General features: G+C 64.1%; 21 protein-coding genes. 7 read left to right on the top strand and 14 right to left on the bottom strand.

Features of this window, described 5'->3' with window-relative positions:
- On the bottom strand, nucleotides 1-708 hold a 708-nt coding region (locus tag FF80_RS13930), incomplete at its 3' end, for a LysR substrate-binding domain-containing protein (protein ID WP_035101574.1).
- Between the two features lie 101 nt (nucleotides 709-809).
- On the opposite strand from FF80_RS13930, the gene FF80_RS13925 reads away from it, so the two are divergent.
- Together FF80_RS13925 and mutL are read left to right on the top strand one after the other, a co-directional pair.
- Nucleotides 810-1,940 carry a TDT family transporter gene (locus FF80_RS13925; protein WP_035101571.1) on the top strand — a complete coding sequence of 377 codons (1,131 nt, stop codon included), beginning with the start codon at nucleotides 810-812 and terminating at the stop codon, nucleotides 1,938-1,940.
- Between the two features lie 75 nt (nucleotides 1,941-2,015).
- Entirely contained in the window at nucleotides 2,016-3,854 is a 1,839-nt protein-coding gene (mutL, locus tag FF80_RS13920) for a DNA mismatch repair endonuclease MutL (protein ID WP_035101570.1), read from the top strand.
- A gap of 235 nt (nucleotides 3,855-4,089) precedes the next feature.
- Here the strand turns inward: mutL and FF80_RS13915 are convergent, their stop codons facing one another.
- Nucleotides 4,090-5,166, bottom strand: coding sequence for a citrate synthase/methylcitrate synthase (locus FF80_RS13915; RefSeq protein WP_035101568.1), 1,077 nt, complete (start codon nucleotides 5,164-5,166; stop codon nucleotides 4,090-4,092).
- 84 nt (nucleotides 5,167-5,250) lie between these two features.
- Here FF80_RS13915 and FF80_RS13910 point away from each other — a divergent pair, with 84 nt between their 5' ends.
- Nucleotides 5,251-6,396, top strand: coding sequence for a citrate synthase (locus tag FF80_RS13910; RefSeq protein ID WP_035101565.1), 1,146 nt, complete (start codon nucleotides 5,251-5,253; stop codon nucleotides 6,394-6,396).
- A 5-nt stretch (nucleotides 6,397-6,401) separates the two neighbouring features.
- On the opposite strand, the gene edd is transcribed toward FF80_RS13910, so the two are convergent.
- The 4 genes from edd to FF80_RS21050 form a co-directional block, all read right to left on the bottom strand.
- Nucleotides 6,402-8,216, bottom strand: coding sequence for a phosphogluconate dehydratase (gene edd, locus FF80_RS13905; RefSeq protein ID WP_035101564.1), 1,815 nt, complete (start codon nucleotides 8,214-8,216; stop codon nucleotides 6,402-6,404).
- Between the two features lie 125 nt (nucleotides 8,217-8,341).
- Nucleotides 8,342-9,037, bottom strand: a complete 696-nt coding sequence (gene pgl, locus FF80_RS13900; protein ID WP_035101562.1) for a 6-phosphogluconolactonase — start codon at nucleotides 9,035-9,037, stop codon at nucleotides 8,342-8,344.
- Between the two features lie 200 nt (nucleotides 9,038-9,237).
- Nucleotides 9,238-10,719 (bottom strand): glucose-6-phosphate dehydrogenase, encoded by a 1,482-nt coding sequence (gene zwf, locus FF80_RS13895; RefSeq protein WP_035101560.1) that lies wholly within the window; start codon nucleotides 10,717-10,719, stop codon nucleotides 9,238-9,240.
- A 27-nt stretch (nucleotides 10,720-10,746) separates the two neighbouring features.
- Nucleotides 10,747-11,685, bottom strand: coding sequence for a BadF/BadG/BcrA/BcrD ATPase family protein (locus FF80_RS21050; RefSeq protein WP_052153590.1), 939 nt, complete (start codon nucleotides 11,683-11,685; stop codon nucleotides 10,747-10,749).
- Nucleotides 11,686-12,042: 357 nt separating this feature from the next.
- On the opposite strand from FF80_RS21050, the gene cobU reads away from it, so the two are divergent.
- Entirely contained in the window at nucleotides 12,043-12,597 is a 555-nt protein-coding gene (gene cobU, locus FF80_RS13885) for a bifunctional adenosylcobinamide kinase/adenosylcobinamide-phosphate guanylyltransferase (protein ID WP_035101558.1), read from the top strand.
- Nucleotides 12,598-12,633: 36 nt separating this feature from the next.
- Here the strand turns inward: cobU and cbiB are convergent, their stop codons facing one another.
- From cbiB to cobA, 4 genes are read right to left on the bottom strand one after another with little or no spacing between them, the layout of a single operon-like run.
- Nucleotides 12,634-13,602, bottom strand: a complete 969-nt coding sequence (gene cbiB, locus FF80_RS13880; protein ID WP_035101557.1) for an adenosylcobinamide-phosphate synthase CbiB — start codon at nucleotides 13,600-13,602, stop codon at nucleotides 12,634-12,636.
- A complete protein-coding gene (locus FF80_RS13875; protein ID WP_035101556.1) occupies nucleotides 13,602-15,065 on the bottom strand; it encodes a cobyric acid synthase in 1,464 nt (487 codons plus the stop codon). The genes cbiB and FF80_RS13875 overlap by 1 nt, the downstream gene beginning before the upstream one ends.
- Before the next feature lie 8 nt (nucleotides 15,066-15,073).
- Nucleotides 15,074-16,369 carry a cobyrinate a,c-diamide synthase gene (locus tag FF80_RS13870; RefSeq protein WP_035101555.1) on the bottom strand — a complete coding sequence of 432 codons (1,296 nt, stop codon included), beginning with the start codon at nucleotides 16,367-16,369 and terminating at the stop codon, nucleotides 15,074-15,076.
- Complete coding sequence (gene cobA, locus FF80_RS13865; protein WP_052153589.1) at nucleotides 16,356-17,192, bottom strand: uroporphyrinogen-III C-methyltransferase; 837 nt, start codon at nucleotides 17,190-17,192, stop codon at nucleotides 16,356-16,358. The genes FF80_RS13870 and cobA overlap by 14 nt, the downstream gene beginning before the upstream one ends.
- 76 nt (nucleotides 17,193-17,268) lie before the next feature.
- On the opposite strand from cobA, the gene FF80_RS13860 reads away from it, so the two are divergent.
- Complete coding sequence (locus tag FF80_RS13860) at nucleotides 17,269-17,994, top strand: cobalt-precorrin-6A reductase (protein WP_035101554.1); 726 nt, start codon at nucleotides 17,269-17,271, stop codon at nucleotides 17,992-17,994.
- Here the strand turns inward: FF80_RS13860 and FF80_RS13855 are convergent.
- Nucleotides 17,931-18,431 (bottom strand): cobalamin biosynthesis protein, encoded by a 501-nt coding sequence (locus tag FF80_RS13855; RefSeq protein WP_152558385.1) that lies wholly within the window; start codon nucleotides 18,429-18,431, stop codon nucleotides 17,931-17,933. The genes FF80_RS13860 and FF80_RS13855 overlap by 64 nt on opposite strands.
- A 270-nt stretch (nucleotides 18,432-18,701) precedes the next feature.
- Between FF80_RS13855 and FF80_RS13850 the strand changes: the two genes are divergently transcribed.
- Nucleotides 18,702-19,595: a cation diffusion facilitator family transporter gene (locus tag FF80_RS13850; protein WP_035101552.1), complete on the top strand. Its 894-nt coding sequence runs from the start codon at nucleotides 18,702-18,704 to the stop codon at nucleotides 19,593-19,595.
- A gap of 43 nt (nucleotides 19,596-19,638) precedes the next feature.
- Nucleotides 19,639-20,118 carry a hypothetical protein gene (locus FF80_RS13845; protein ID WP_052153587.1) on the top strand — a complete coding sequence of 160 codons (480 nt, stop codon included), beginning with the start codon at nucleotides 19,639-19,641 and terminating at the stop codon, nucleotides 20,116-20,118.
- A 26-nt stretch (nucleotides 20,119-20,144) separates the two neighbouring features.
- Here FF80_RS13845 and cobO read toward each other — a convergent pair whose 3' ends face one another.
- From cobO to cobN, 3 genes are read right to left on the bottom strand one after another with little or no spacing between them, the layout of a single operon-like run.
- On the bottom strand, nucleotides 20,145-20,786 hold the full coding sequence (cobO, locus tag FF80_RS13840) for a cob(I)yrinic acid a,c-diamide adenosyltransferase (protein WP_035101551.1): 642 nt from the start codon (nucleotides 20,784-20,786) through the stop codon (nucleotides 20,145-20,147).
- On the bottom strand, nucleotides 20,783-21,352 hold the full coding sequence (locus tag FF80_RS13835; protein ID WP_035101550.1) for an AAA family ATPase: 570 nt from the start codon (nucleotides 21,350-21,352) through the stop codon (nucleotides 20,783-20,785). The genes cobO and FF80_RS13835 overlap by 4 nt, the downstream gene beginning before the upstream one ends.
- Nucleotides 21,349-23,886: a cobaltochelatase subunit CobN gene (gene cobN / locus FF80_RS13830; protein ID WP_280113908.1), complete on the bottom strand. Its 2,538-nt coding sequence runs from the start codon at nucleotides 23,884-23,886 to the stop codon at nucleotides 21,349-21,351. Before cobN ends, FF80_RS13835 begins: the two co-directional genes overlap by 4 nt.
- Between the last annotated feature and the right edge of the window lie 132 nt (nucleotides 23,887-24,018).

Raw genomic sequence — 24,018 nt, 5'->3', positions numbered from 1 at the left:
CGCTTCCACCACACCCAGCACCGCCTCATTGCCCGGCAGCACCATGGCAATATCGAGCCCCGCCGGATCGATCCCGGCCCTAATGATCATCCCGTCAAACGCCGCCCGCGTGCCCGAACCGGTCTCGCGCAATACCCAGGCCGTGCCGCCATAGCCCGCCGCCTGTGCCGCCCCCGGCTCGGTCCAGGCATGCCCTGCCCCCACCACCACGATCATCTCATCCTGATCGAGCAGGTCCACGCTCAGCGCCGGCCGGTTCACCTGCCCCTCCACCAGCCCCAGTTCGGCCAGCCCGCTCTCGACGCCATCGGCCACCTGGCCGGTATTGCCAAATGCCATATCCAGCTCGATTCGCGGATGCATCTGCCGATAGGCCACGAGCCGCCGGGGCAGCCAGTAATCGGCCACGGTCTGGCTCGCCATGACCGACAGCCGCCCCCGCAACAGCCGCGACAAATCATCCAGCGCCCCCTGTGCCGCCTTGGCCCGGTCCAACACGGCCTGCGCCTCGGGCAGGAACGTCCGCCCCGCCTCATTGAGCACAATGGACCGTCCCACCCGGTCGAATAGCGTCACGCCATGCCGGTTTTCCAGCGCCGAAACCGCCGCACTGACCGCCGACTGCGTCATATGCAGCCCCTCCGCCGCCCGCGTGATGTGCTGGCGCTCCGCCACGGCGAGAAAAATCCGCAATTGCTCGAGGGTCATGGGCGCTCACTAATCAATCGATATTACCGATTAATCTCACATAAATCATGCGTTGGAAACGAACATCGCTTCGGCGCTATTGCTCGGCGCAGAGGTTCCCCATGTCCATTGCCGTCGCCGATATCCGCCCGCTGTCCCGCCTCGCCAGTCCAACCGACGCGGTGCGCTTTTTCACGCCCAACTGGTTCGCCGCCACCATGGGCACCGGCATTCTGGCCATAGCTCTGGGCCAATTCCCCGATCTGCCGCTGCTGTTTGCCGCCGGCACGGGACTATGGCTGTTCAACATTGCGCTCTTCACCCTCTTCACCGCGCTTTATGCCACGCGCTGGATCACCCATTTTTCCGGCGCCAAACGGATACTGGCGCATTCGAGCATGTCGATGTCGCTGGGCTGCATTCCCATGGGCCTGGCGACCATCATCAATGGCGCCGTCCTGTTCGGCGTGCCCGCCTTCGGCACCGCGATAATCCCGATCGCCCATGCCCTGTGGTGGCTCGATGCGGCGCTGGCGCTGGCCTGCGGCATCGGCGTGCCCTTCATGATGTTCACCCGCCAGAGCCATTCGCCCCAGCAGATGACCGCCATCTGGCTGCTGCCCATCGTCGCCGCCGAGGTCACCGCAGCCAGCGGCGGCCTGCTCCTGCCCCATCTCGGTCCCGCCGACCAATTGACCGTCACGCTAATCAGCTATTGCCTCTGGGCCTGTTCGGTGCCGCTGGCGCTGGGCATGCTTGTCGTGCTGGTGGTGCGGATGATCGTGCACAATCTGCCCGACGCCAATATGGCCAGCTCCTGCTGGCTTGCGCTTGGCCCCATCGCCACTGGCGCGCTGGGCATGTTGCTACTGGCCGAACATGCGCCCGGCGTACTGCAAGCCCATGGCCTTGGCGCCTATGCCGGCGCCGTGGGCGGCGCCAGCTTTCTCATCGCCGTACTGCTCTGGGGCTATAGCCTGTGGTGGCTGGGCATGGCTGGTCTGATCACCCTGCGTTATTTCCGCGGCGACGTGCCGTTCAATCTGGGCTGGTGGGCCTTCACCTTCCCGCTGGGCGTCTATGCCGTCACCACGCTCAAGCTGGCCCATGTGATCCCCTTTACCCCGCTCATGGTGTTCGGCAGCGTGCTGGTCGGCGTGCTGGCGCTGGTCTGGCTCATCGTGGCCTCCCGCACTCTTGTCGGCGCCTGGCGCGGCGAGCTGTTCTCTGCCCCATGCCTTGCCGATGACTGATCCGGTGAAAACGGGGAAACCGGGTCGGAAACTCCCCCGCCATCGCCTATATTCTCCCCTCAGGAGAATCGATCCTTGCCCATTCGCCAGCTGCCCGAAGATCTGATCAACCGCATCGCCGCCGGCGAGGTGGTGGAGCGGCCTGCCAGCGTGATCAAGGAATTGGTGGAAAACGCCATCGATGCCGACGCCAGCCGCATCGTGGTCACCACGGCGGGCGGCGGCAAGACGCTGATGCGCATCGAGGATGACGGCCATGGCATGGACCAGGCCGACCTGCTGCTCTCGGTCGAGCGCCACGCCACCTCCAAGCTCAGTGCCGACGATCTCGACGATATCCGCACACTGGGCTTCCGCGGCGAAGCCCTGGCCTCGATCGGCTCGGTCGCCGAGCGGAGTGTTTCCTCCCGCCCCGCCAATGCCGAAAGCGGCTTGCGCATCGAGGTCCGAGGCGGAGTCCGGACCGCCCCCGTGCCACAGGCGATGAACCGGGGCAGTGTGGTCGAGGTCAGGAACCTTTTCGGCAATGTCCCCGCGCGGCTGAAATTTTTGAAGACCGACCGGGCCGAGGCCGGCGCCATCACCGATGTGATGAAACGTCTCGCCATGGCCAATCCAGGGGTGCACTTTGTGCTGAACGGCAGTGACCGCTCCCCCGCCAATTGGCCCGCCGTCAGCGGTACTGGCGCTCTGGAAGCGCGGCTGGCCCAGGTCATCGGCGATGATTTCGCCCAGAACGCCGTGCGGCTGGCCACCTCGCGCCATGGCGTGGTCGTTGCGGGGCTGGCGGGTCTGCCCACCTATACCCGCGCCAATTCGCTGTCGCAGTTCTACTTCGTCAATGGCCGCTCGGTGCGCGACAAGGTGCTGGTCGGCGCCATCCGCGCCGCCTATGCCGACTATACCTTCCGCGACCGCTTCCCCGTCGTCGCCCTCTACATCGCCATCGATCCGGCCGAGGTTGACGTCAATGTCCACCCCGCCAAGGCCGAATTGCGTTTCCGCGACGCCGGCGCCGTGCGTAGCGCCGTCATCCGCGCCATTGGCGAAGCGCTGACTGCTGCGGGTTTCAAAGCCTCCACCAGCGTTGCCGACGATATTCTGGGCGCCTTCACCGCCCCGCAATACGAGACGGCGCCTGCCAGCGCAGTGCCGCATCGCCAGGACTTCACCCGCCCGGCAATGCCCTTTGCCAGTTACGATCGCGCATCGGGCTATGGCAGCGCCAATCCCTTCTCGCCGCAATATGGCGCCTCCGCCCAACAAGGCATTGAAGGCCTCAACGAACCCAGCGCCCGCGTCGAGAGCGAAGCCGCTCCCGCACTGGTGGAGTTCCCCCTTGGCACCGCCCGCGCGCAGATGTTCGACAATTTCATCATCGCCCAGAATAGCGAAGGCCTCTTGCTGGTCGATCAGCACGCCGCCCATGAGCGGCTGGTCTATGAGCGCTTCAAGGCTCAACTCGCCTCTGGCCCGGTGCCCAGCCAGGCCCAGTTGATCCCCCTCGTCATCGAGCTGCCCGAAGAAGATTGCGCCCGGCTGGAAGACGCCGCCCCGGACCTGGAGCGCTACGGCCTTTATCTCGAACGCTTCGGCCCCCGCGCCATCGCCGTGCGCGAAACCCCGGCTTTGCTCGGCAATTCCGATATCGAAGGCCTCGTGCGTGACGTGGCCGATGGCCTGGCCGAATGGGACAATTCCACCGCCGTCGCCGACCGCATGGACGAAATCATCGCCCGCATGGCCTGCCACGGCTCGGTCCGCTCCGGCCGGCGCCTGCGCGTCGACGAAATGAACGCCCTGCTCCGCGACATGGAAGCCACCCCTCATTCCGGCCAATGCATCCACGGCCGCCCCACTTATGTCGAGCTCAAGCAGAAGGATATTGAGCGGCTGTTCGGGCGCAGCCGGTAGAGCTCACCGAAGCAGAATCTGCCGGGACTCACATATGCCCCGGCTCACCTCGCCCCTCAGGGGAGAGGTCGACGGCGAAGCCGGCGGGTGAGGGGTGCGATGCTTCCACATCCGGGATTTCCCAGCATCGCACCCCTCACCCTGGCCCTCTCCCCTGAGGGGCGAGGGGACGATAGCGCTCTTCGATCGGTGCCGGTCGTAAGGGGGAGAAGGTGTCGGCTGGTAGTTCAGCTCCCTAAGCCGCCAGTGGCCCAATATATTTCGACTGCGGCCGGATCAGCCGGCCGTGATCGATCTGCTCACGCGCATGCCCAATCCAGCCGCCGACACGCCCCGCCGCAAAGACGCAGGTAAACGCCTCGCGCGGCAGGCCAAGCGCCTCCAGCAACAGCGCCGTATAAAATTCCACATTGGTTTCCAGCGCCCGGTCCGGCTTTTTCTGCCGCAGCAAAGCCAGCGCCGAACGCTCAACAGCCTCCGCCAGCGCCAAGCGCTCGGCCGGCACCGCGCCAGCCTCTGCCAATTGCCGCAGCGCAGTCTTGAGCGCATCGGCCCGCGGGTCGCGCACGCGATAAATGCGGTGCCCAAAGCCCATCAGCCGCTCACCGCGCGCCAGTTCGGCCGCCAGCCATGGCTCGGCGCGGTCGGGCGTGCCGATGGCATCCAGCATATCGAGCACCGGACCGGGCGCACCGCCATGCAGTGGGCCCTTGAGCGCGCTTAGTGCCGCCAGAATCGCCGAAGTCAGCCCAGCACGCGTCGAGGCCACCACGCGGGCGGCAAAGGTGGAGGCGTTGAGCCCGTGGTCGGACACCGTCACCAGATAGGTATCGAGCGCATTGACCTGCGCCTGGCTGGGCGCCGTGCCGGTCAACATGGCCAGCATATCGGCGGCATGGCCAAGCGTGTCGCTGGGCGCCACGACCGGCAGTCCCTGCTGCAAACGCAGCAAGGCGGGCGTGAATACGGCCGGGGCGGCCAGCAGCCGATAGGCCGTATCGCGATCCTCGCCATCGGGCAGCCGGGCGATCATGGCGCGCAGGCCTTCGATCGGGCTCAACGCCAGAATGGCCGCGTCGACACCTTCGATATAGGCATGCACCTCCTTGCGGGCGGTCGCCAGGTGGCGGGTGATGGCGGCGGTATCCGCCTCAAGGAAATCGCCCAGCAACAAGGCCAGCATGGCCTCGTAGCTGGTGTGCCCCGCCAGCGCATCGAGTGAATGGCCGGCGATGATCAGCCGCCCATTGAGCCCATCCACATCCGACAGCATGGTTTCGGCTGCGATGACGTCGTCCAATCCAGAGATCATCTTGTTTCTCCTCTGCTTCATGGGGTAAATGGGCCTGCTCAAGATTGACGTCAATCTTGATGCTAATCATCAATGTGAGGTTCCATGGGCTGGATCACGGCAGAGCAGGCCTTGCAGCGTCTGGGCACCAAGCCGCAGACGCTGTACGCCAATGTCAGTCGCGGCCGGATCGCGGCCAAACCCGACGCCACCGATCCGCGCCGCAGCCTTTACAGCACCGAGGATATCGACCGCCTCGCCAGCCGACAGCATGGCCGCCGCAAGGCCGAGACCGTGGCCGCGCAGTCCATCGCCTGGGGCGATCCGGTGCTGCCGACGACGATTTCGACCGTGCAGGATGGCCGGCTCTATTATCGCAGCGAGGATGCAGCAATGCTCTCGCGCACGGCCGATCTCGAAGCCGTGGCCGGCCTGCTCTGGGGCGGCAAGCGGCCGCGCTTTCCCATCATGCCGGGCGAAGAGATTGCGGGCCTGCCCCAAGCCTTCACCGTGCTCGGGCGCCTCGCTGCCAGCGATATGCCCACGCTAGGGCGCGGCAATGCCGTCCTCCATGCCGATGCAGCCCGAGTTATGGGTGCAGTGTCCCGGGCGCTGGCCGGTTCGACGGCGACCGAATTAACCGCCCATGAACGCCTCGCCCGCCACTGGCATCGCCCCGAGGCCGCCGACATTATCCGGCGCGCGCTGGTGCTGCTGGCCGAGCACGAGCTCAACGCCTCGACCTTTTGCGCCCGCGTCACCGTATCGACTGGCGCTCCCCTCTCGGCGGCCGTGCTGTCGGGCCTCTGTACGCTCAGCGGACCACTGCATGGCGGCGCGGCGGCAGCAATGGATGACCTGGTTGACGCCGCCAGCCGGCTCGGGCCAGAGCAAGCCGTGCATCTCAGCCTGCGGCAGGGACGCGCCCTGCCCTGTTTCGGCCATCGGCTCTATCCCCATGGCGATGTGCGCGCGACAGAGCTACTGGCCCGGTTCGAGGCGCCGCCGCTTTATCGCGAGCTGGCAGCAATCGGCGAAGCCCTGGTGGGCGAGCGGCCCAATATCGATTTCGCGCTCTCGGCCATGGCCGCCGCATTCGAGCTACCGCCGGCGGCGCCATTGATCATCTTCACGCTGGCCCGTTCGGTGGGCTGGCTCGCCCATGCGCTGGAGCAGATCGAGACCGGATCATTGATCCGGCCCCGCGCGCGTTATGTCGGGCCTTCGCCTCTCCCCCAGAGGGAGAGGTGAAGAAGCTATTGAAACACGCTCGCCCCGCGATCGGCGACGCCAACCAGGCTGCGGAATCCGGCAAACAGCTCCCGGCCCATGCCGAAATGCTGGGGCCGCAAATCCTCGGTGGCCGGCGTGCGGGCCAGCAATTCCTTCTCGTCACCGAGGAAGGTCAGCGTGCCTTCATTGGCGTCGAGCCGGATCATGTCGCCATCGCGGATCTTGCTGATCGGCCCGCCATCGACGGCTTCCGGCGTCATGTGGATCGCCGCCGGCACCTTGCCGGACGCCCCCGACATGCGCCCATCGGTGAGCAACGCCACCTTGAAGCCGCGATCCTGCAACACGCCCAAAGCCGGGGTCAGCTTGTGCAATTCGGGCATGCCCAGCGCGCGGGGGCCGGAGAAGCGCACCACCGCGATCATGTCGCCATTGAGCTCGCCCGCCTTGAACGCGGCCTGCAACCCTTCCTGGCCATGGAACACGCGGGCCGGCGCTTCGATCACGCGATGCTCGGGCTTGACAGCCGAAACCTTGATGACCGAACGGCCCAGATTGCCCGTGAGCAGCTTGAGCCCGCCAGTCTCCTGGAACGGCGTCTTGGTCGAGGTCAGCACCTTGGGCAATGCCGATTCCTTAGGCGCCGCCTCGAAGGCCAGCTTGTCCTCGATCAGCTTGGCTTCCACGGTATAATTGGACAGCCCGTTGCCCCAGACGGTCTTGACGTCCTCGTGCAAATGCCCGCTTTCGAGCAATTCCTGGATCAGGAAGCCCATGCCGCCGGCAGCGTGGAAATGGTTCACATCGGCCACGCCATTGGGATAGACGCGCGCCAAAAGCGGCGTCGCGTCGCTCAGGTCGCTCATGTCGTCCCAGGTCACCTGCAGGCCCGCCGCCGCAGCGATGGCGATCAGGTGCATGGTGTGGTTGGTCGAGCCGCCCGTGGCGTGCAGCCCCACCAAGCCATTGACGATGGCCTTTTCATCGATGACGTGACCGGCCGGGGTATAATCATTGCCCTGCGCACTCAGCGACAAAGCCCGCACCGTGGCTTCCTTGGTCAGCGCATCGCGCAACGGCGTGCCTGGATTGACGAAGCTGGCGCCCGGCAGGTGCAGACCCATGATTTCCATCAGCATCTGGTTGGAATTGGCCGTGCCATAGAAGGTGCAGGTCCCCGCCGAGTGATAGGACTTGCTTTCGGCTTCGAGCAGTTCGGCGCGGCCGACCTTGCCCTCCATATAGAGCTGGCGCACCTTGCTCTTTTCGTCATTGGGCAGGCCCGAGGGCATCGGCCCGGCCGGCACGAAAACGGCGGGCAGATGCCCGAAGGTCAGCGCCCCGATCAACAGGCCCGGCACGATCTTGTCGCAAATGCCCAGATACACCGCCGCGTCGAACATGTTGTGGCTGAGCGAAATAGCCGTCGCCATGGCGATCACGTCGCGGCTGAACAGGCTCAGATCCATGCCCGGCTGGCCCTGGGTCACCCCATCGCACATCGCCGGCACGCCGCCGGCAACCTGCGCCGTGGCGCCGATTTCGCGGGCCGCCTCTTTGATGATATCGGGATAGAATTGATAGGGCTGGTGGGCGCTCAGCATGTCGTTATAGCTGGTGATAATGCCCAGGTTCAGCGTCTTGTTGCCGGCTAGAGCCGCCTTTTCCGAAGGGGTGCAGGCGGCAAAGCCATGGGCGAGGTTGCCGCAGGAAAGGGTCGAGCGATAGACGCCCGCCTCGCGGGCCGCATCGAGCCGGTTGAGATAGTCCTTGCGGCTATCGCGACTGCGCGCGGCGATGCGATCGGTCACATCCTGGATGGCTTGGCGAACGGACATAGTGAGCTCCTAACTCAGTTGTCGCGTCCTCGCGCGGAAAAGTGAGGGGTCACTTTGCCGAAAAGAGAACGCTGCTGCGGAGCCGCGTAGTGGCCAAGGCAGTCGATTGGGGACCGCCGAGGGGACTATGGGCACCAGTAGACAGTTACATTCTGGCCGGAGCGCAATACGGCGCGGATGGGGAGGTCCTCAACGGGACCATCTCCCAGAGCCGCGTCGAGAACGACGGCCTTTTCCTCCCCTTCGATGTGAAGGTATAGCCCATCCGTGTGGAGGAGACGCGGTAGGGTAAAGGTGATGCGCGGTTCGCCCGCGCCGGGGGCGTGGATCGCGATAGCCGGACCGGCCGAGGTCAGCGCCTCGCTGAGCGTGTCACCGCCCGGGAAGAACGAAGCCGTGTGTCCGTCCCCGCCCATGCCGAGCACGACGGCGGCAAATTGCTCGGGCAGATCGGCCAGCAATGCATTGGTCTTGGCCACTTCGGTCATGCCGGGTTCGTCGCCACCCGAATAGAGCGGGAAGAACCGCGCCACCGCTGCCGGGCCCTGCAGCATTTTTTCGTTGACCAGCAAAGCATTGGAGCGATCGCTGGTTTCGTCGACCCAGCGCTCGTCGACCAGGGTGACGATCACCTTGGTCCATTCGACATCCTTGGTCTTGCCCAAAGCCTGGAAAAACCGGGCCGGGGTCGAGCCCCCGCTCACTGCAATCGCTGCCATCCCCCGCCCGGCAATCGCCGTGCGGATGCGATCTGCCACCGCCTCGGCCAATTCCTTGGCCAGGGTCGGCTTGTCAGCGAAGGTGCGGCGCTCGATGGTCATTGCGTTCTATCCAAAATCATCGGTTCTTGCGTCCCCTCGCCCCTCAGGGAGAGGGCCAGGGTGAGGGGTGCGATGCTGGCTACGTCGCAGATGCGAAGCATCGCACCCCTCACCCGGCGCTTGCGCGCCGACCTCTCCCCTGAGGGGCGAGGTGACCCGGTTCACAGCCGTATCAAGGTTGAGGCCCGAAACAGCATGCCTTAATTATCGTCCTCATACCATGTCCGCCCGTCGCGTTCGATCAGGGCGATGGAGCCGGTGGGGCCCCAGGTGCCGGCCGTATAGGGTTGGGGCGGTTCGCTCGAACGGTCCCATGCTTCGCGGATCGGGTCCACCCATTTCCACGCTGCTTCCAGCTCATCACGGCGCATGAACAGCGTCTGGTTGCCACGGACCACGTCAAGCAGCAGCCGCTCATAGGCCTCGGGGGTGCGCTCGGCAAAGGTCTGGGCAAAGCTCAGGTTCAGTGGCACTTCGCGCAGGCGCATGCCGCCCGGGCCCGGATCCTTGATCATCATCATCAGCTTGACGCCTTCGTCGGGCTGCAGGCGGATGATCAGCTTATTGGCCTTGGGCGCGCCTTCGGCATGGTCGAAAATCGAATGCGGGATCGGCTTGAACTGGATGCAGATTTCCGAAACCCGGTTGGCCATCCGCTTGCCAGTGCGGAAATAGAACGGCACGCCGGACCAGCGCCAGTTTTCCACTTCCGCCTTGAGCGCCACGAAAGTCTCGGTGCGGCTGCCCTTCTTGTCTTCGGGCAGCTCATCCTGGTAGCCGGCCACGGCCGTAGTTTCCGACTTCACGCCCTTATACTGGCCGCGCACGGTGTTCTTGGCCACATCGCCATTGACGATCGGCTTGAGCGCGCGCAGCACTTTGAGCTTCTCGTCGCGCAAGGCATTGGCGTCGTCCGAAGCCGGCGGCTCCATGGCGACGAGGCACAGCAGCTGCAACATGTGATTCTGGATCATGTCGCGCAGCGCGCCGCTCTCGTCATAATAGCCGCGTGTGCCGGCGCCCACCGACTCCGAGACGGTCAGTTGCACATGGTCGATATGGGCCGAGTTCCACACCGGCTCGAACAGGGCATTGGCAAAGCGCAGCGCCAGCAGGTTCTGCACCGTCTCTTTGCCCAGATAGTGATCGATGCGGTAGACCTGATCTTCCTTGAAGATCTTGGCCACGCCGTCATTGATTTCCATCGATGAGGCCAGATCGTGGCCCAGCGGCTTTTCGATCACCACGCGGGCATCGCGGCGGTAATATTTCTTCTTGGCCAGATATTCGGCGATCGGCTCGAACAGGTCCGGGGCCACGGCCAGGTAGAAGGCGCGCACGATATTGGGATCGTCGCGCAATTGCTTGCCCAGATCGCCCGCATTGGCCGGATCGCTCACATCGACCGGCACATAGGAGAATATCTTGATGAAACGATCAATCACCGCCTCGTCCTGATATTCCTTTTCGACGAATTGGGCGATCGCATCGTGCGCCGCCTTCCGGAACTCGGCATCGCTGAGCTTGGATCGCGAAACGCCGATGATGCGGCTCTGCCCGTCGAACTGGCCGTCCTTGAAGCGGTGGTAGAGCGCGGGGATCAGCTTGCGCTTGGTCAGGTCGCCCGTGGCGCCGAACACCACATAATCGAAAGGCTGGACAGGAATGATACGGCTGGACACTTGGCAAGTCCTTGGTTTGACGCGTCGTTAGGCAGGAAAGTTCTGGCGTGCGAGGATCACCGCGCCATTAAGCGGCTCGAATTTGGGCAGGGCGACGAAATCGCCATAGCGCTGCTTGAGAATGGGGAACAGGCGTTCGCCAAAGCCGCCGACCACGGCCATGACCTTGGCATTGCGCGCCTGGAACCAGCGCACATAGGTGTCGATATAGCCCAATTCGATATCGAGCATTTTCTGGGCCACCGGATCACCCTGCTCCAGATAATCGATGAATAGCGGCATCAGCTTGCCGAATTCGGCCGGCGCCCGGCCGATCAAGGCGTCGTCACACCCCTCCGAGCCATCGGCGCTGATGATCTTGAGATCCATTTCGGTGGCAAAGGCCCAGGTCATCACCGCCTGGTTATTCCCGCCCAGCCGGGCAATCACGGCCTTGGTCAGGGGAGACGCCTCCATCAGCCCATCCTCGGCTTCGACGGCATAGCGCACCAGCTCGCGCCCCAGAATGGCGCCGCTCATCTGGTCGCCAATGGGAAAGCCCCAGCCGCCCGATTGAAAGCGCTGGCCATCGACAATGGCGAGCGCGGCCGAGCCGGTGCCCACGATGATCACCCCGCCCTCGCCGCCGCCCAGCGCGCCGGCATGGGCGATATCGATATCGTCATAGACTTGGACATCGGCAAAGGGCCAGGGCCGGGCGCGGAACTCGGCTCGGGCCGTATCCATGCGGCCGCCTGCCATGCCGAAACAGGCATAGGTATTGGCGGTTTCGGCAAAATCCACGCCGGCGGCCTTGAATACGTCACGGGTGCCGTCGCTAATGGCCTTATAGGCCGGTTCGCCATCGTCGATCTGCAAGTTGGAGCGGCCGTTCTTGACTTCGGCGAGCGTCTTGAGATTCTCGTCGGCCAGACGCACGCGGCAATTGGTGCCGCCGCCATCAACGCCAAGATAGTATCGGGGCACGCAATCGACTCCGTGGGCTAGGATTTGAGGACAGTTAGGTCAGGGTGAACCGAAAATGGTGATTTTCGAGAACCGGAGCGCAGCGTACGTTTAGGTACGTGAGCACCGGAAGCGCAGAAATTCATCATTTGCAGGCCTCCATCACCTAACTGACTCAAATCCTAAGGGGATTGTAGGGGCTGGTTTCGGGGCGGACCATAATGCGAAAGATGCTAAGACGAAAGTAGAATAAGGCACAAAAAGCCGGTGCCCGGCGCAGTGCTGGCATGGCCTGATTGCAGCATTGGCGCAACCCCATCGCCGCTGGGGCTTTGTGATTCTGAACGGGGTGGGCGGACGGCACGAAGAGGAGCCGAAATGACACGACATGTATTGGTGCTGGGCGGCGCACGCTCGGGCAAAACCGGCTTTGCCGAGCGGCTGGCGCTGCATGGCGGGGTCAAGCCCGCCTATCTGGCGACCGCCGAAGCGCTGGACGGCGAAATGCGCGACCGGGTGGCCAGCCACCAGGCCGTACGCGGCGAGCGCTTCGCCACGATCGAAGAACCACTCAAGCTACCCGACGCCCTGATCCGGGCCTCCAAGGACCACGATGTGATTCTGGTCGATTGCCTGACGCTGTGGATTACCAACCTGCTGGTCGCCAATGAGGATGTCTCGAGCGCGGTGAGCGAATTGGGCGCCACGCTGATCCAGCTCAAAAAGGCCAAGGTCATTTTGGTCAGCAACGAAGTAGGGCTGGGCATCGTGCCCGACAATGCCATGGCCCGCACCTTCCGCGACCTGGCCGGCGCCGCGCATCAACGCCTCGCCGAAATCTGCGACGACGTCTATTTCATCGTCGCCGGCCTGCCCATGACCCTCAAGGGACAGCCGCCGGAACAGACCCCGACGCATATTCACGAGGCCTGAAATGGTCAGTGGTCTGAAATCAGACCACTGACCGGGTCAGCTCGCTGCAAGGGTGAGGCAGAAGGCTAGCACAATGCTAACCCAGGCCAGCACGGTGAGCGTCATTTTATATAGAAAAATGGAATAGCGGATATCGGAGGCCGTAAGGGTTCTTTTGCCGTGACCAAAGGCTGGCAGGTCGACCAGCTCGCCATCGTAATGCCTTGGCCCGCCTAGCGAAAATCCGAGCGCCCCGGCGAAAGCAGCCTCCGGCCAGCCCGAATTTGGCGACTTGTGCCTGCGCGCGTCGCGAATCGCGGTCCTCCACGCTTTTGACGGGCTCGCGCCGGGGATAAAGAAGCAGGCGGCAGTGATCAGCACCGCCGAAAGCCGCGCGGGGATAAAGTTCACCACATCATCCAGCCGAGCTGCCGCCCAGCCATAATCGCGATAACGATCATTGAGATGCCCGATCATGGAATCGGCCGTATTGATCGCCTTGTAGAGTACGATGCCCGGCAGCCCCAGCAGCACCAGCCAAAACCAAGGCGCCACCACCCCATCCGAAGTACTTTCCGCCAGAGTCTCAATCGCGGCGCGGGAAACACCAGCCTCGTCAAGGGCTTGCGGATCACGCCCGACGATCTGGCTGACCGCCTCGCGCCCCGCCGCCAGCGAAGTCCCCAGCGCATCCGCCACCGCCTCGACCGCCCGGCCCAGTTCCTTCTGCGCCAGAAACGGCGTTGCCAACAGCATTTCGAGCAGCCAGCCCAGCGGAATGGATCGCGTGATCTTCTGCACCAACAATGCCGCCGCCAACACCACCAGCAACAGCAGCGCCAGCGAGACGATCCCCGCCAATCTGCGCTGCGACGCCGTCCGGTCGGTCGTGTTAGTGCGTTGTTCCATATAGGCAATCAGCCAGCCAAACCACATGACCGGATGCCCGATCCGGGCGGTCAAAAGCTGCGGATAGCCCACAAAACGTTCCAGCAGCAGGGCCAAGGGCGGGATCAGAACGTACATCAGGCAAGGCTCACAGGTTCAGCCAGCGCAAGCAGCGCATCGATATCGAGATGAGTTTGCAAATGATCCGCCAGATCATCCAGCGCTTGTTCAACCCCGGCCTCATAGCTGAGATCAGGACTGGCCGCATTGCCCAGGAACGCACGGCGGAAGGTATCGGCGGCAAACAGACCATGCAGATAGGTGCCGGTCACCAGCCCGTCCACGCTCACCGCCCCCTCCAAAGCCCCGGAAATGCTGGCAAAAGCCCGCTGACGATCGGCGCCTTCAGTAACACCCATATGCATGTGATAGCCGCTGATCGGCAGGCCGGAGGCGGTATGAACCGCCTGTTCGACTCGCAACTGCTTGACCGGCTCCAGCCTGGTTTCAACATCGAGCAGGTCAAGCCCCGCACTGACACCGGGCTCGCCCTCAATGCCATCGGGATCGGCGATCGTCCGGCCAAGCATCTGATACCCCCCGCAAATCCCCAGAATGCGCCCACCAGCCCGGTGATGAGCCAGCAGATCAATATCCCAGCCATTGGCCCGCAAAGCCGCCAGATCGCTGCGCGTCGCCTTGGAGCCGGGCAGGATGACCAGATCCGCATTGCGCGGAATGGACTGGCCCGGTTCGACCAATACAAGATTGACGCCGGGCTCCGCCCGGAGCGGATCGAGATCATCGAAATTGGCAATGCGCGGCAAGCGCGGCACGGCGATGGTAAAGCCGCCAGAGGCCCGGTAAACATAGCTTTCGAGCGCCAAAACATCCTCGGCGGGCAGCTTGGCGGCGCCGGCAAACCAGGGCACGGGGCCAAAGCAGGGCACGCCGGTGCGCTGGGCGATGAAATCGATCCCCGCCGCAAACAGCGATGGATCACCCTGGAATTTATTGACCAGGGTGGCCCGGATCAGCCCGGCATCAGCCTCCCCGATCACCGCGAAAGTGCCGACAATCGAGGCAATGACGCCGCCGCGGTGGATATCTCCGATCAGCACGACGGGCAGTTCGGCGGCCTGGGCAAAGCCGAAATTGGCGATGTCATTGGCCCGCAGGTTGACTTCGGAGGCGCTGCCGGCGCCTTCGACGATGACATAGTCGCTATCAGCCGCCAGCTCATGAAAAGCCCCCAGCACTTCGGGCATAAACCTGCCGCGCTCGGCCCAATAGGCCCGCGCGGACATTGAAGCCCGGCGCTGGCCCCGCACCACGACCTGCGAGCCGGTTTCCTGCTCCGGCTTGAGCAAAACCGGGTTCATCGCCGTGATGGGTTCACGCCGCGCCGCCCGCGCCTGCAGCGCCTGCGCCCGGCCGATTTCGCCGCCATCGGCGGTGACGGCGGCATTGTTGGACATGTTCTGCGGCTTGAACGGGGCAACGCGCAGACCGCGATTGGCGAGTAAGCGGCACAGGCCCGCCACCAGCAGCGACTTGCCGACATCCGACCCGGTGCCCATGAACATCAATGACTTGGCCATGGGCAGCCTTATGCCGCATCAATCACGTGGGCGTAAGAGCCCATAACTTTGCCGATTACCGCGCCCATGGGCGGCAAAGCCTGGCCAGTGGCGTCGGTAGCGGCAAACAGTGGCGTCAGGCGGGATTGTTTGGCTGAGGAATAATGGAATTCGTGCCCGTGCAACCGCCCCGGCCAAGGCAGCGCCCCGGCATGTACCAGCCGCCGATAGCCCAGCGTGCGTTTGGGGCGGTCGATGCGGGTGGTGACGGGCAAGAGGCCCGCCATGGCGTGGCTTTGCCCGTCCTTATCCACCAGCGCATCACCCAGCACCATGAAGCCCCCACATTCGCCATAGATCAGCGCATCGCGATCCCGCGCGGCGGCGAGGCCAGTCTTGAATATGTCAGCGGCGGCCAGGCTGGCGCCATGCAATTCGGGATAGCCGCCGGGCAGGAAGACTGCGTCGGCGTCAGTGGCGGGAGCCTCATTGGCGAGGGGGGAGAAGAAGCTGAGTTCGGCGCCCATAGCCCGCCAGCCGTCGAGTAGATGGGGATAGAGAAATGCGAAGGCATCATCCCGGGCAATAGCGATTCGTTGGCCCAATGGCGGGAGAGACGGCGCCGATTCAGTGGCCTCGGGCAAGGGGGCGGCCAGAGCGCGCAGGCGATCGAGATCGACGTAGTCGCCGACCATTTCGGCGGCGGTGTCGAGGAAGGTTTCGAACGCATTGACCTCGCCGGGCAGCACGAGGCCGAGATGGCGTTCGGGCACGGCCAAAGCCGGATTGCGCGGAATGGCCCCCAGGCATGGAATGCCGGTGGCGGCCAGCGCTTCGACCAGCATGCGTTCATGCTTCATCGAGGCGACGCGATTGAGGATAACGCCGCCGACCCGCACGCCGACGCGCCAATTGGCAAAGCCGGCCACCAGCGGGGCAACGGACTGGCTTTGCCGGTCGGCATCGACCACGAGGATGACTGGCAAGTCGAGCAATTCGGCGAGGTCGGCAGTGGAACCGAAGCCATCGGCCGCCGCGTCAAACAGGCCCATGACGCCTTCGACCAGCAGCAATTCGGCGCCTGTCGCCTGAAAGGAGGCCAGATGCTTGAGGCGGGCGGGGCTCATCGACCAGGGATCAAGATTTACTGCCTCGCGCAGGGCAGCGCGGGTGAGAAAGGCGGGGTCGATATAGTCGGGACCGGTTTTGGCGGGCGCGACGACGGCGCCTTGGCGGCGCAGGGCGGCGAGCAGGCCGAGCGTGACCAGCGTCTTGCCGGAACCAGAGCGCGGCGCGGCGATAACGAGGCCATTAGCCAAAGACATGGCTCCGCGCGCTTTGCACATACCAATCGAGCGTCTGGCTATAGGCGCCGACGGGGCCGATTACGATTATGGCGGGGGTGGGCACGTCGATGAGGCTCGACGCCTCGGCCAGCATGGCGGAGATAGAGGATTGCTGGGGCGTGGCGACGTGGGACACGATGGTCAGCCGGTCGTCAGCGGCCCGGCCGGCGGCGATCAGCTTTTCGGCGATGGAACCGAGGTGTTTGACGGCCATATACATGACGATGACCGGCGCAGCATTGGCGATGGCGCCCCAATCGACGCCCTGCGGCACGGCGCCGGTATCGTCATGGCCGGTGAGGAAAACCACGGCATGGTTGGTGTCGCGATGGGTGACCGGAATACCTGCATAGGCCAGCCCGCCGAGCCCCGAGGAAATGCCGGGGACGATGCGGAAGGGCACGCCGGCCCGGGCCAGCGCAACGGCCTCTTCACCGCCACGGCCGAACATGAAGGGGTCGCCGCCCTTGAGGCGCAGCACGCGTTTGCCGGCCTTGGCGAGGTCGATCAACTGCAGCGAAATATCAGCCTGTTTGGGCGATGGCTTGCCGCCACGCTTGCCGGCAAACACCAGTTGCGCGCGGCGGGGCGCCATGGCCAGCAGGGCATCGGAGACCAGCGCGTCATGCACGACAACATCGGCCTGACCCAGGCCGTGATAGCCCAATAGCGAGACAAGGCCGGGGCCGCCGGGGCCAGCGCCGACGAGCCAGACTGTGCCGGGTTCCAGCGGGGGGAAATCGGCGTGGTCGAGCGTGGCGAAATGGGTTTTGCGGCGGGGGCGGGTGATCCAGTCAAACATTGGGGAGGCTCGGCGCTTGAGCGCAGGGGGCGAAATGGGCAGAGTGGAGCGGAAGCTGTGGGATAAACAAAAGACTATGAAAATCCTGATCCTGGGCGGAACGGCGGAGGCGCGGGAATTGGCTGACCGGCTGGTGGCCATGGGGCATGACGTCATCACCTCCCTGGCGGGGCGAACACAAGACCCAAAATTGCCCAGGGGCGATATTCGCATGGGCAAGTTCGGCGGCATTCCCGGGCTGTGCGCCTATCTGCGCGCGGCAGGCATCGAGCGGCTGGTGGATGCGACCCATCCCTATGCGGGGCTGATGTCGATCAATGCCGTCGCGGCGGCGCAGGCCACGGGCATTGCGCTGGTGCGCTATATGCGGCCGCCCTGGGAGCAAAAGCTCGGCGCCGACTGGCTGACGGTGGAAACGGCGGCCGAGGCGGCTGCCGCCCTGCCCCATAATGCCGATGTGCTGCTGACCACCGGGCATACCGGGCTCGAGCACTTTTTGCAGCGCGACGATTGCCAATTTGTGGTGCGCACCATCGAGGCGCCGGCCGAACCGCTGCCGCGCCATGCCAGGCTGTTGCAATCGCGGCCGCCCTATGGGCTGGCGGAGGAAATGGCGCTGATGGAGCGCGAGGGGATCACTCATCTGGTCACCAAGAATTCGGGCGGCGGGCAGACTTCGGCCAAGCTCGAAGCGGCGCGAAGGCTCGGGGTCAAGGTGATCATGATTGCTCGGCCCGCCTATGGTCCGGCCCGGGAAGTATCGAGCGTAGATGACGCCATTGCGGCGCTCGAGCTGGGGTAAAGCGCGGCGCGGCCGAACTGGGTGGGGTCGAAATCGGAGCCGCAAGCGGCAAGGGCGCAGGTGGCGTGGGCCGATTTGCGCTTGCCGAGCAGGAGCGGGCCCGCAGCGGCGGCAACCGCTTCTGCTATGGCGGGCAAGCCGACATGGGTGAGCACGCTGGGGGATGGCGTTGCCGGGGCCAGATCCGCGTCACTCAGCAGGCGCAAAGGAACGCCGAAATGAGCCGACGCGGCGTATAATTGTTGAGCGTCGTGCTTGCGCTGATGTGATGCAATGGCGAGCAGTGCCGAGGCGTGGAGCCCGGATTCGGCCAGGCAGGCATTGACCAGGGCGATGATCTCGCCAGCGCTCGCAGCACTGCCGCAACCGATGCCGGCGACGAGCTTTTGCTGGTTCGGCACGGCTCTCGCAGGCTTTCGCCTCTCGCCAATCGTCATAATCGCCTCTTTGCAGCTCTGGACTTGGTCCCCGATTTGGGTCGACCGCACCAGACTGTGTTTCAGTTCCTTGCTGGGGAACGCTGCGCTGATCCGGTTCTAGGCCGAGGGAAGCGCGTGGTCAATCAATGGCTTGGCGGGGATCGCCGCCACATTGGAATGCCTCTGAAAATGATTTGCAAATACAATGGGTTGCACCATCTGCGTGACGGCGTTATGTGCAGAAACCAGCTGCATTCCAGCGCGGCGTGATCAGGGCAGAACTCAATCATGACCAATCAACGAACGCTGGCTGTCGCCGGGGCGAGCCTTGTTATCGGGTTGATTGTGCTCGGGCTCAAGGGGCTGGCCTGGCAGATGACCGGTTCGGTGGCGCTGTATTCGGATGCGCTGGAATCCATCGTCAATGTGGTGACGGCAATCGTCGCGCTGATCGCGGTGCGGCTGGCACAGAAGCCGGCCGATGCCGCCCTGCCCTATGGCTATCACAAGGCCGAGTATTTTTCGGCGGTGATCGTGGGCGTGATGATCATTGTCGCGGCGATCCTGATCGTGCGCGAGGCCTATTTTGGCCTGATAGCGCCGGAAATGCCAGATGCGCCCGTCGAGGGCCTGATGATCAGCGGCGTGGCGACGGTGATCAACCTGGTCTGGGCCTATGTGCTGATCCGCTATGGCCGCAAGGTGCGCTCGCCGGCGCTGGAGGCCGATGGCAAGCATTTGATGACCGATGTGGTTTCGACCGTGGGCGTGCTGATCGGGTTGGTGCTGGTGTTCACCACCGGCTTTGCCCCGCTCGACTCGATCCTGGCGGGCCTGGTGGCGCTCAACATCCTGTGGTCGGGTTGGGGCGTGATCCGCGACAGTGTCGGCGGCCTGATGGACGTGGCCGTGCCGCCCGAGACGCAGAAGCTGATCCGCGAGGTGATCGCGGGCAATGCCGAGGGGGCTATCGAAGCCCATGACATCCGTACGCGGCAAGCGGGCAAGATGACGTTCATCGACTTCCACCTGGTGGTGCCGGGGCTGATGAGCGTGGAAGCGGCGCATGCCATTTGCGATGGGATCGAGGCCAAGCTGCGCGAGGCTGTGGACGATGTGCTGATCACAATCCATGTCGAACCCGAAGAAAAAGCCAAGCATAACGGGATCGTGGTCGTCTAATGTGATCAGGGCTCTGGCCCGCTACGCGCGAAAGAAGTCACACATGCGAATCCTGATTGTTGTTCTGCTTGCCCTTATCGCTCTTCCGGCGACCGCCCAGGAACTGGGCTGGGGACGCTATGACAATGCCCGCTTCGGCTATACCAGCGAAATCCCGGCCGGCTTTTCCGGCTATGGCGAAAGCGACAATGGCGACGGGCAGATCTTCGACAATGCCAGCAAGGCCCAGGTGCTGAGCTTCTGGGGCGCCAACATCACGGCCGAGGATTTTGAAGCCGAAGTGGCCGCCCGCATGGGCTATGCCGAGCGCGACGGCTGGAACATCGCTTATCAGGCAACAACTTCATACTGGGCCAGCTTTTCCGGCGTTATGGGGCAACGCATGTTCTATACGCGCATGATCGCGCTCTGCGACGGGCTGAGCTATGCGGCGATGACCGTGCAATATTCGGCGGCGCAGGCGGCGGATATGAAGCCAAGGGTGGAGCGGCTGGTGGCGGGGTTCCGGGATTTGGGGTGTTAAGGGCGCCGCTGCTCTGTAGCTCCTAGCTAAAACTCGATCCCCGCCTGTGCTTTCACGCCAGCCCGGAAATGGTGCTTGATTTCGGTCATTTCGGTGACGAGATCGGCGATTTCGATCAGCTCGTCCTTGGCGTTGCGGCCGGTGACGATGACGTGTTTGTCGGCCGGCTTGTCCTTGAGGAAGGCCACGACTTCGTCGAGCGGCAGGTAGTCGTAGCGCAGGCAGATATTGAGTTCGTCGAGCAGGACCAGTTTATAGGCCGGGTCGGCGATCAACAGCTTGGCCTGCTCCCAGGCGGCGCGGGCGGCAGCGAGGTCGCGCTGGCGATCCTGAACGTCCCAAGTGAAACCCTCGCCCATGGCATTGATGGTGACCAGCTCGGGGAATTTCAGCAGCACGTCGCGCTCGCCAGTGTCCCAGGCGCCTTTGACGAATTGCACCACGCCCACTTTCATGCCGTGGCCGATGGCGCGAAACACCATGCCGAAAGCGGCGGTGGATTTGCCCTTGCCCTTGCCGGTGTGAACGATCAGCAGGCCCCGTTCCTCGGTCTTTGTTGCGAGAATCTTGTTCCGCGCCTCCTGCTTTTTCTTCATCTTTTCAGCATGATAGGCATTGCGCTCGGCCTCGCTCATCAGGTCGGTCTTTTTGACGGGCTTGTCGGTCATTGGGCGAGCCTTTTGATGTGGGTGACGATGGCAGCGGCAGTGTCCGCCGGTGCGGTGCCGGTCGTGTCGAAGGTGGCAGTGTTCGGATGATCTACGGTCAGAACACTATTCTCCGCCATGAAGGCCTTCGAGCCGGGAACGTCGATGTGCTTGAGATTTGCGGCGCGATCGGCGGACGGGATGCGCCTGAGGATTTCGTCGGTATCGGCCACGAGAATGATCGGCACAAAGAGGGCCTGCCGGCGTTCGGCCAAGACCACCACGCGCTGGTAGATCTCGCGATCCAGCGGCTCCTCGTCGGTCAATACATTGGTGAGGACGAAGGATCGGGCTGGTTTGGCCGCCAGCTCAATGGCCCGGAAGGTGGCGTCGCGGATGATATCGATCTGATCCCATATAGGATCTGGAATGGGAGTCTTGCCATCGGCCTCGATCAGGCCAAAAATAGTGTTCAAAATCAAATGATTATCGAGAAGTTTAGCGTTTGTCAGGGCGCAAAGCTCGCGCGCCACCGTGAGCTTGCCGACGCCGGGGTAGCCGATCAGATGGACAATAGTGTTGTTCATGCAGCGCCTCCCTCAAGCAAACCATAGGCCGAGTTGGAACGGGGGGTCCACAAGCCGCGCCGGCGCGCCTCGTTGAATTTGGCGATCAGTTCATCATAGCCGTAGCGGTTGTTGGCGAGGATAAACTGGCGCGTTGCTGCGTCTTCGATGAAGGATTCGAAGGCCAGGTCGAAATGGTGAGTCTTGACCGCGCCGGTGGTGGCGGCGAAGGCGAGCATGAAATCGACGGTGGCGATGATCTCGAAGGCGCCTTTGTAGCCGTGGCGTTTGACGCCGGCGATCCATTTTGGATTGACCACGCGGGAGCGCATGACGTGGCTGATTTCTTCGGAAAGGGTGCGGATCAGCGGGCGTTCGGGGCGGGAATGATCGTTGTGATAGGCGGCGGGCTGGTGGCCGGATAGCAGTTCGGCGGCGGCGGAGAGGCCGCCTTCGAACTGGTAGTAATTGTCGCTGTCGAGCAGGTCGTGTTCGCGATTGTCCTGATTGTGGACCACGGCATCGACGCTACTGAGGCGGGCAGCGAAGCGGGCGCGTTCGGGGATGCCGGCGGCCTGGGCGCCATAGGCATATTGGCCCCAATCGAGGGCGGCTTTGGCCAGATCGGCGCGGGTGGACCAGGTGCCGGAATCGACCAGCGCATTGAGGCCGGCGCCGTAAGTACCTGGTTTTGATCCGAAAATCCGGTGGCCGGCAGCAAGGCCCGCTTCGGCTTCGGACTGGCCTTGGGCGATCAGGCCGAGTGCATCACTGCGCATGCGGGCGGCGATGGGATTATCTTCACTCGGTTCGTCCAGCGCGCCAATGGCGCGGGCGGCGCGGTCGAACAGGGTGATCTGGGCGGGGAAGGCATCGCGGAAAAAGCCAGAAATGCGCAGGGTTACGTCGACGCGCGGGCGGCCCAGCCTGGCCAAGGGGATGATCTCGTAGCCCGAGACGCGGAGCGAGGATGGGTCCCAGACGGGTTTGGCGCCGATCAGCGCCAGGGCCTGGGCGATGTCGTCGCCGCCGGCACGCATATTCGCCGTGCCCCACACCGAGAGGGCGAGGGATTGCAGGTAGGTCCCATGATCCTGAAAGTGGCGCAAAACCAGGCTCTCGGCGGATTTTTTGCCGAGTTCCCAGGCGGTTGGCGTGGGGATAGCGCGGCTATCGACCGAGTAGAAGTTGCGGCCGGTGGGCAGCACATCGAGGCGACCGCGCGAGGGGGCGCCGGAGGGGCCGGGCGGCACGAATTTGCCATCCAGGCCATCGAGCAGCGCGTCCATTTCGGCGGGACCGGAGGCGGCGAGGCGGGGTTGGATAAGTGTGGTGACGGTAGCGAGGACAGATTGGGTCGCGTGCCAATCGGGGGCGGGAATTATTTTTCCCTCGACCAGGCCGGCAGCGATGATTTCGAGGGCTTCAACCACGTCGCCAATGTGCCTTAATGCTAACGGACTGTTAGCATTGAGCGCGACATAGGGCGCAAACACGTTGGGGCCGTGCCACGGATCGCCGAGGCGGGCCGTCAGCGGGTCGATGCCGAGCTTGAGATCATCGGCCAGGGCGCGGATCAGCGAGTTATCCCGGGGGGCGTCGCCGCGCGGTACCCTGGCCAAAGCCACGGTGAGGTCGCGGGCGAGATCGCCCTGGGGCGATTGGCCGAAGACGTGCAGGCCGTCGCGGATTTGCGCTTCTTTCAGATCGCAGAGGAAATTGTCGATTCTGATCAGGGCTTCGGTTTCGTCTTCGGGCAGGCCGATATCGCGATCGAGCCGGCTGTCGCGGGTGAAATCGAGAATGCGGCGGCGTAGATCGGCCAGGCGCCGGCGATCCATGCCGGAGGCGGCATAATATTCGTCGAGCAGGGCTTCGAGGTCCTTGAGGGGACCATAGGTTTCGGCGCGGGTGAGCGGGGGCACGAGGTGATCGACGATGACCGCGCCGGTGCGGCGCTTGGCCTGGGTGCCCTCGCCGGGATCGTTGACGATGAACGGATAGAGATGAGGCAACTGGCCCCAGAGGGCATCAGGGTAGCTGGCGGCGTCGAGCGCAGTGGCTTTGCCGGGGAGCCATTCGAGCGTGCCGTGTTTACCATTGTGGATCAGCGCATGGGCCGAGAATTCGTAGCGCAGCCAGAGATAGGCGGCGATGTAGGCGTGGGGCGGGACCAAAGCCGGGTCGTGGTAGCTGGTGGTCTCGTCGAGCTGATAGGCGCGGGCAGGCTGAAGCAGGATGGCGATATTGCCGAAGATCAGGGCGGGGAGGTGGAAGGTGTCGTCGCGCACGAATGGGTCGGTGGCGTGATCGCCCCAGCGGGTGGTGACTTCTTGCTGGATTTTGGCCGGGAGGGTGGCGAAGAACTCCGCGTAGCGCGCAAGGGTGAGCGTGGCGGGAGAGGTGCCGCGGGCGGGGTTGGCGTTGGTGGGGCCGGATTGGAGGAGGGTGATGAGGGCTGCTGAGTCCAAGGGGAAGGCCCCCTCCCCCCGCGGCCGCGCCGCCGGCCTCTCCCCCCAGGGGGGGGGGGGAAGAGGGGTAAGCGCCCCGGCCAGGGCCCCCCAAAATTCGACCGGCGGTTGCGGGGGGGGACACCCCCCCCCGTTGGCCAGGCGGCCGGCGCGGGGGGGGGGGGTGGGGGGGGAGACTGCCGCCTCGCTGGAGGCGGGGGGGGGGGGGTGGGGGGG

Origin of the sequence: Devosia sp. LC5, from assembly GCF_000735585.1 — a bacterium.
In the GTDB taxonomy this organism is placed as follows: Bacteria; Pseudomonadota; Alphaproteobacteria; order Rhizobiales; family Devosiaceae; genus Devosia.
Note: the sequence above shows the minus strand (reverse complement) of the source record. Positions and strands in the feature narration are given on the sequence as shown.

Coding starts and splice junctions, on each gene's coding strand:
- FF80_RS13925 (WP_035101571.1), top strand. CDS start 810: ATGTCCATTGCCGTCGCCGATATCCGCCCGCTGTCCCGCCTCGCCAGT.
- FF80_RS13915 (WP_035101568.1), bottom strand. CDS start 5,166: ATGATCTCTGGATTGGACGACGTCATCGCAGCCGAAACCATGCTGTCG.
- FF80_RS13910 (WP_035101565.1), top strand. CDS start 5,251: ATGGGCTGGATCACGGCAGAGCAGGCCTTGCAGCGTCTGGGCACCAAG.
- edd (WP_035101564.1), bottom strand. CDS start 8,216: ATGTCCGTTCGCCAAGCCATCCAGGATGTGACCGATCGCATCGCCGCG.
- pgl (WP_035101562.1), bottom strand. CDS start 9,037: ATGACCATCGAGCGCCGCACCTTCGCTGACAAGCCGACCCTGGCCAAG.
- cobU (WP_035101558.1), top strand. CDS start 12,043: ATGACACGACATGTATTGGTGCTGGGCGGCGCACGCTCGGGCAAAACC.
- cbiB (WP_035101557.1), bottom strand. CDS start 13,602: ATGTACGTTCTGATCCCGCCCTTGGCCCTGCTGCTGGAACGTTTTGTG.
- FF80_RS13875 (WP_035101556.1), bottom strand. CDS start 15,065: ATGGCCAAGTCATTGATGTTCATGGGCACCGGGTCGGATGTCGGCAAG.
- FF80_RS13870 (WP_035101555.1), bottom strand. CDS start 16,369: ATGTCTTTGGCTAATGGCCTCGTTATCGCCGCGCCGCGCTCTGGTTCC.
- cobA (WP_052153589.1), bottom strand. CDS start 17,192: ATGTTTGACTGGATCACCCGCCCCCGCCGCAAAACCCATTTCGCCACG.
- FF80_RS13860 (WP_035101554.1), top strand. CDS start 17,269: ATGAAAATCCTGATCCTGGGCGGAACGGCGGAGGCGCGGGAATTGGCT.
- FF80_RS13855 (WP_152558385.1), bottom strand. CDS start 18,431: ATGACGATTGGCGAGAGGCGAAAGCCTGCGAGAGCCGTGCCGAACCAG.
- FF80_RS13850 (WP_035101552.1), top strand. CDS start 18,702: ATGACCAATCAACGAACGCTGGCTGTCGCCGGGGCGAGCCTTGTTATC.
- FF80_RS13845 (WP_052153587.1), top strand. CDS start 19,639: ATGCGAATCCTGATTGTTGTTCTGCTTGCCCTTATCGCTCTTCCGGCG.
- cobO (WP_035101551.1), bottom strand. CDS start 20,786: ATGACCGACAAGCCCGTCAAAAAGACCGACCTGATGAGCGAGGCCGAG.
- FF80_RS13835 (WP_035101550.1), bottom strand. CDS start 21,352: ATGAACAACACTATTGTCCATCTGATCGGCTACCCCGGCGTCGGCAAG.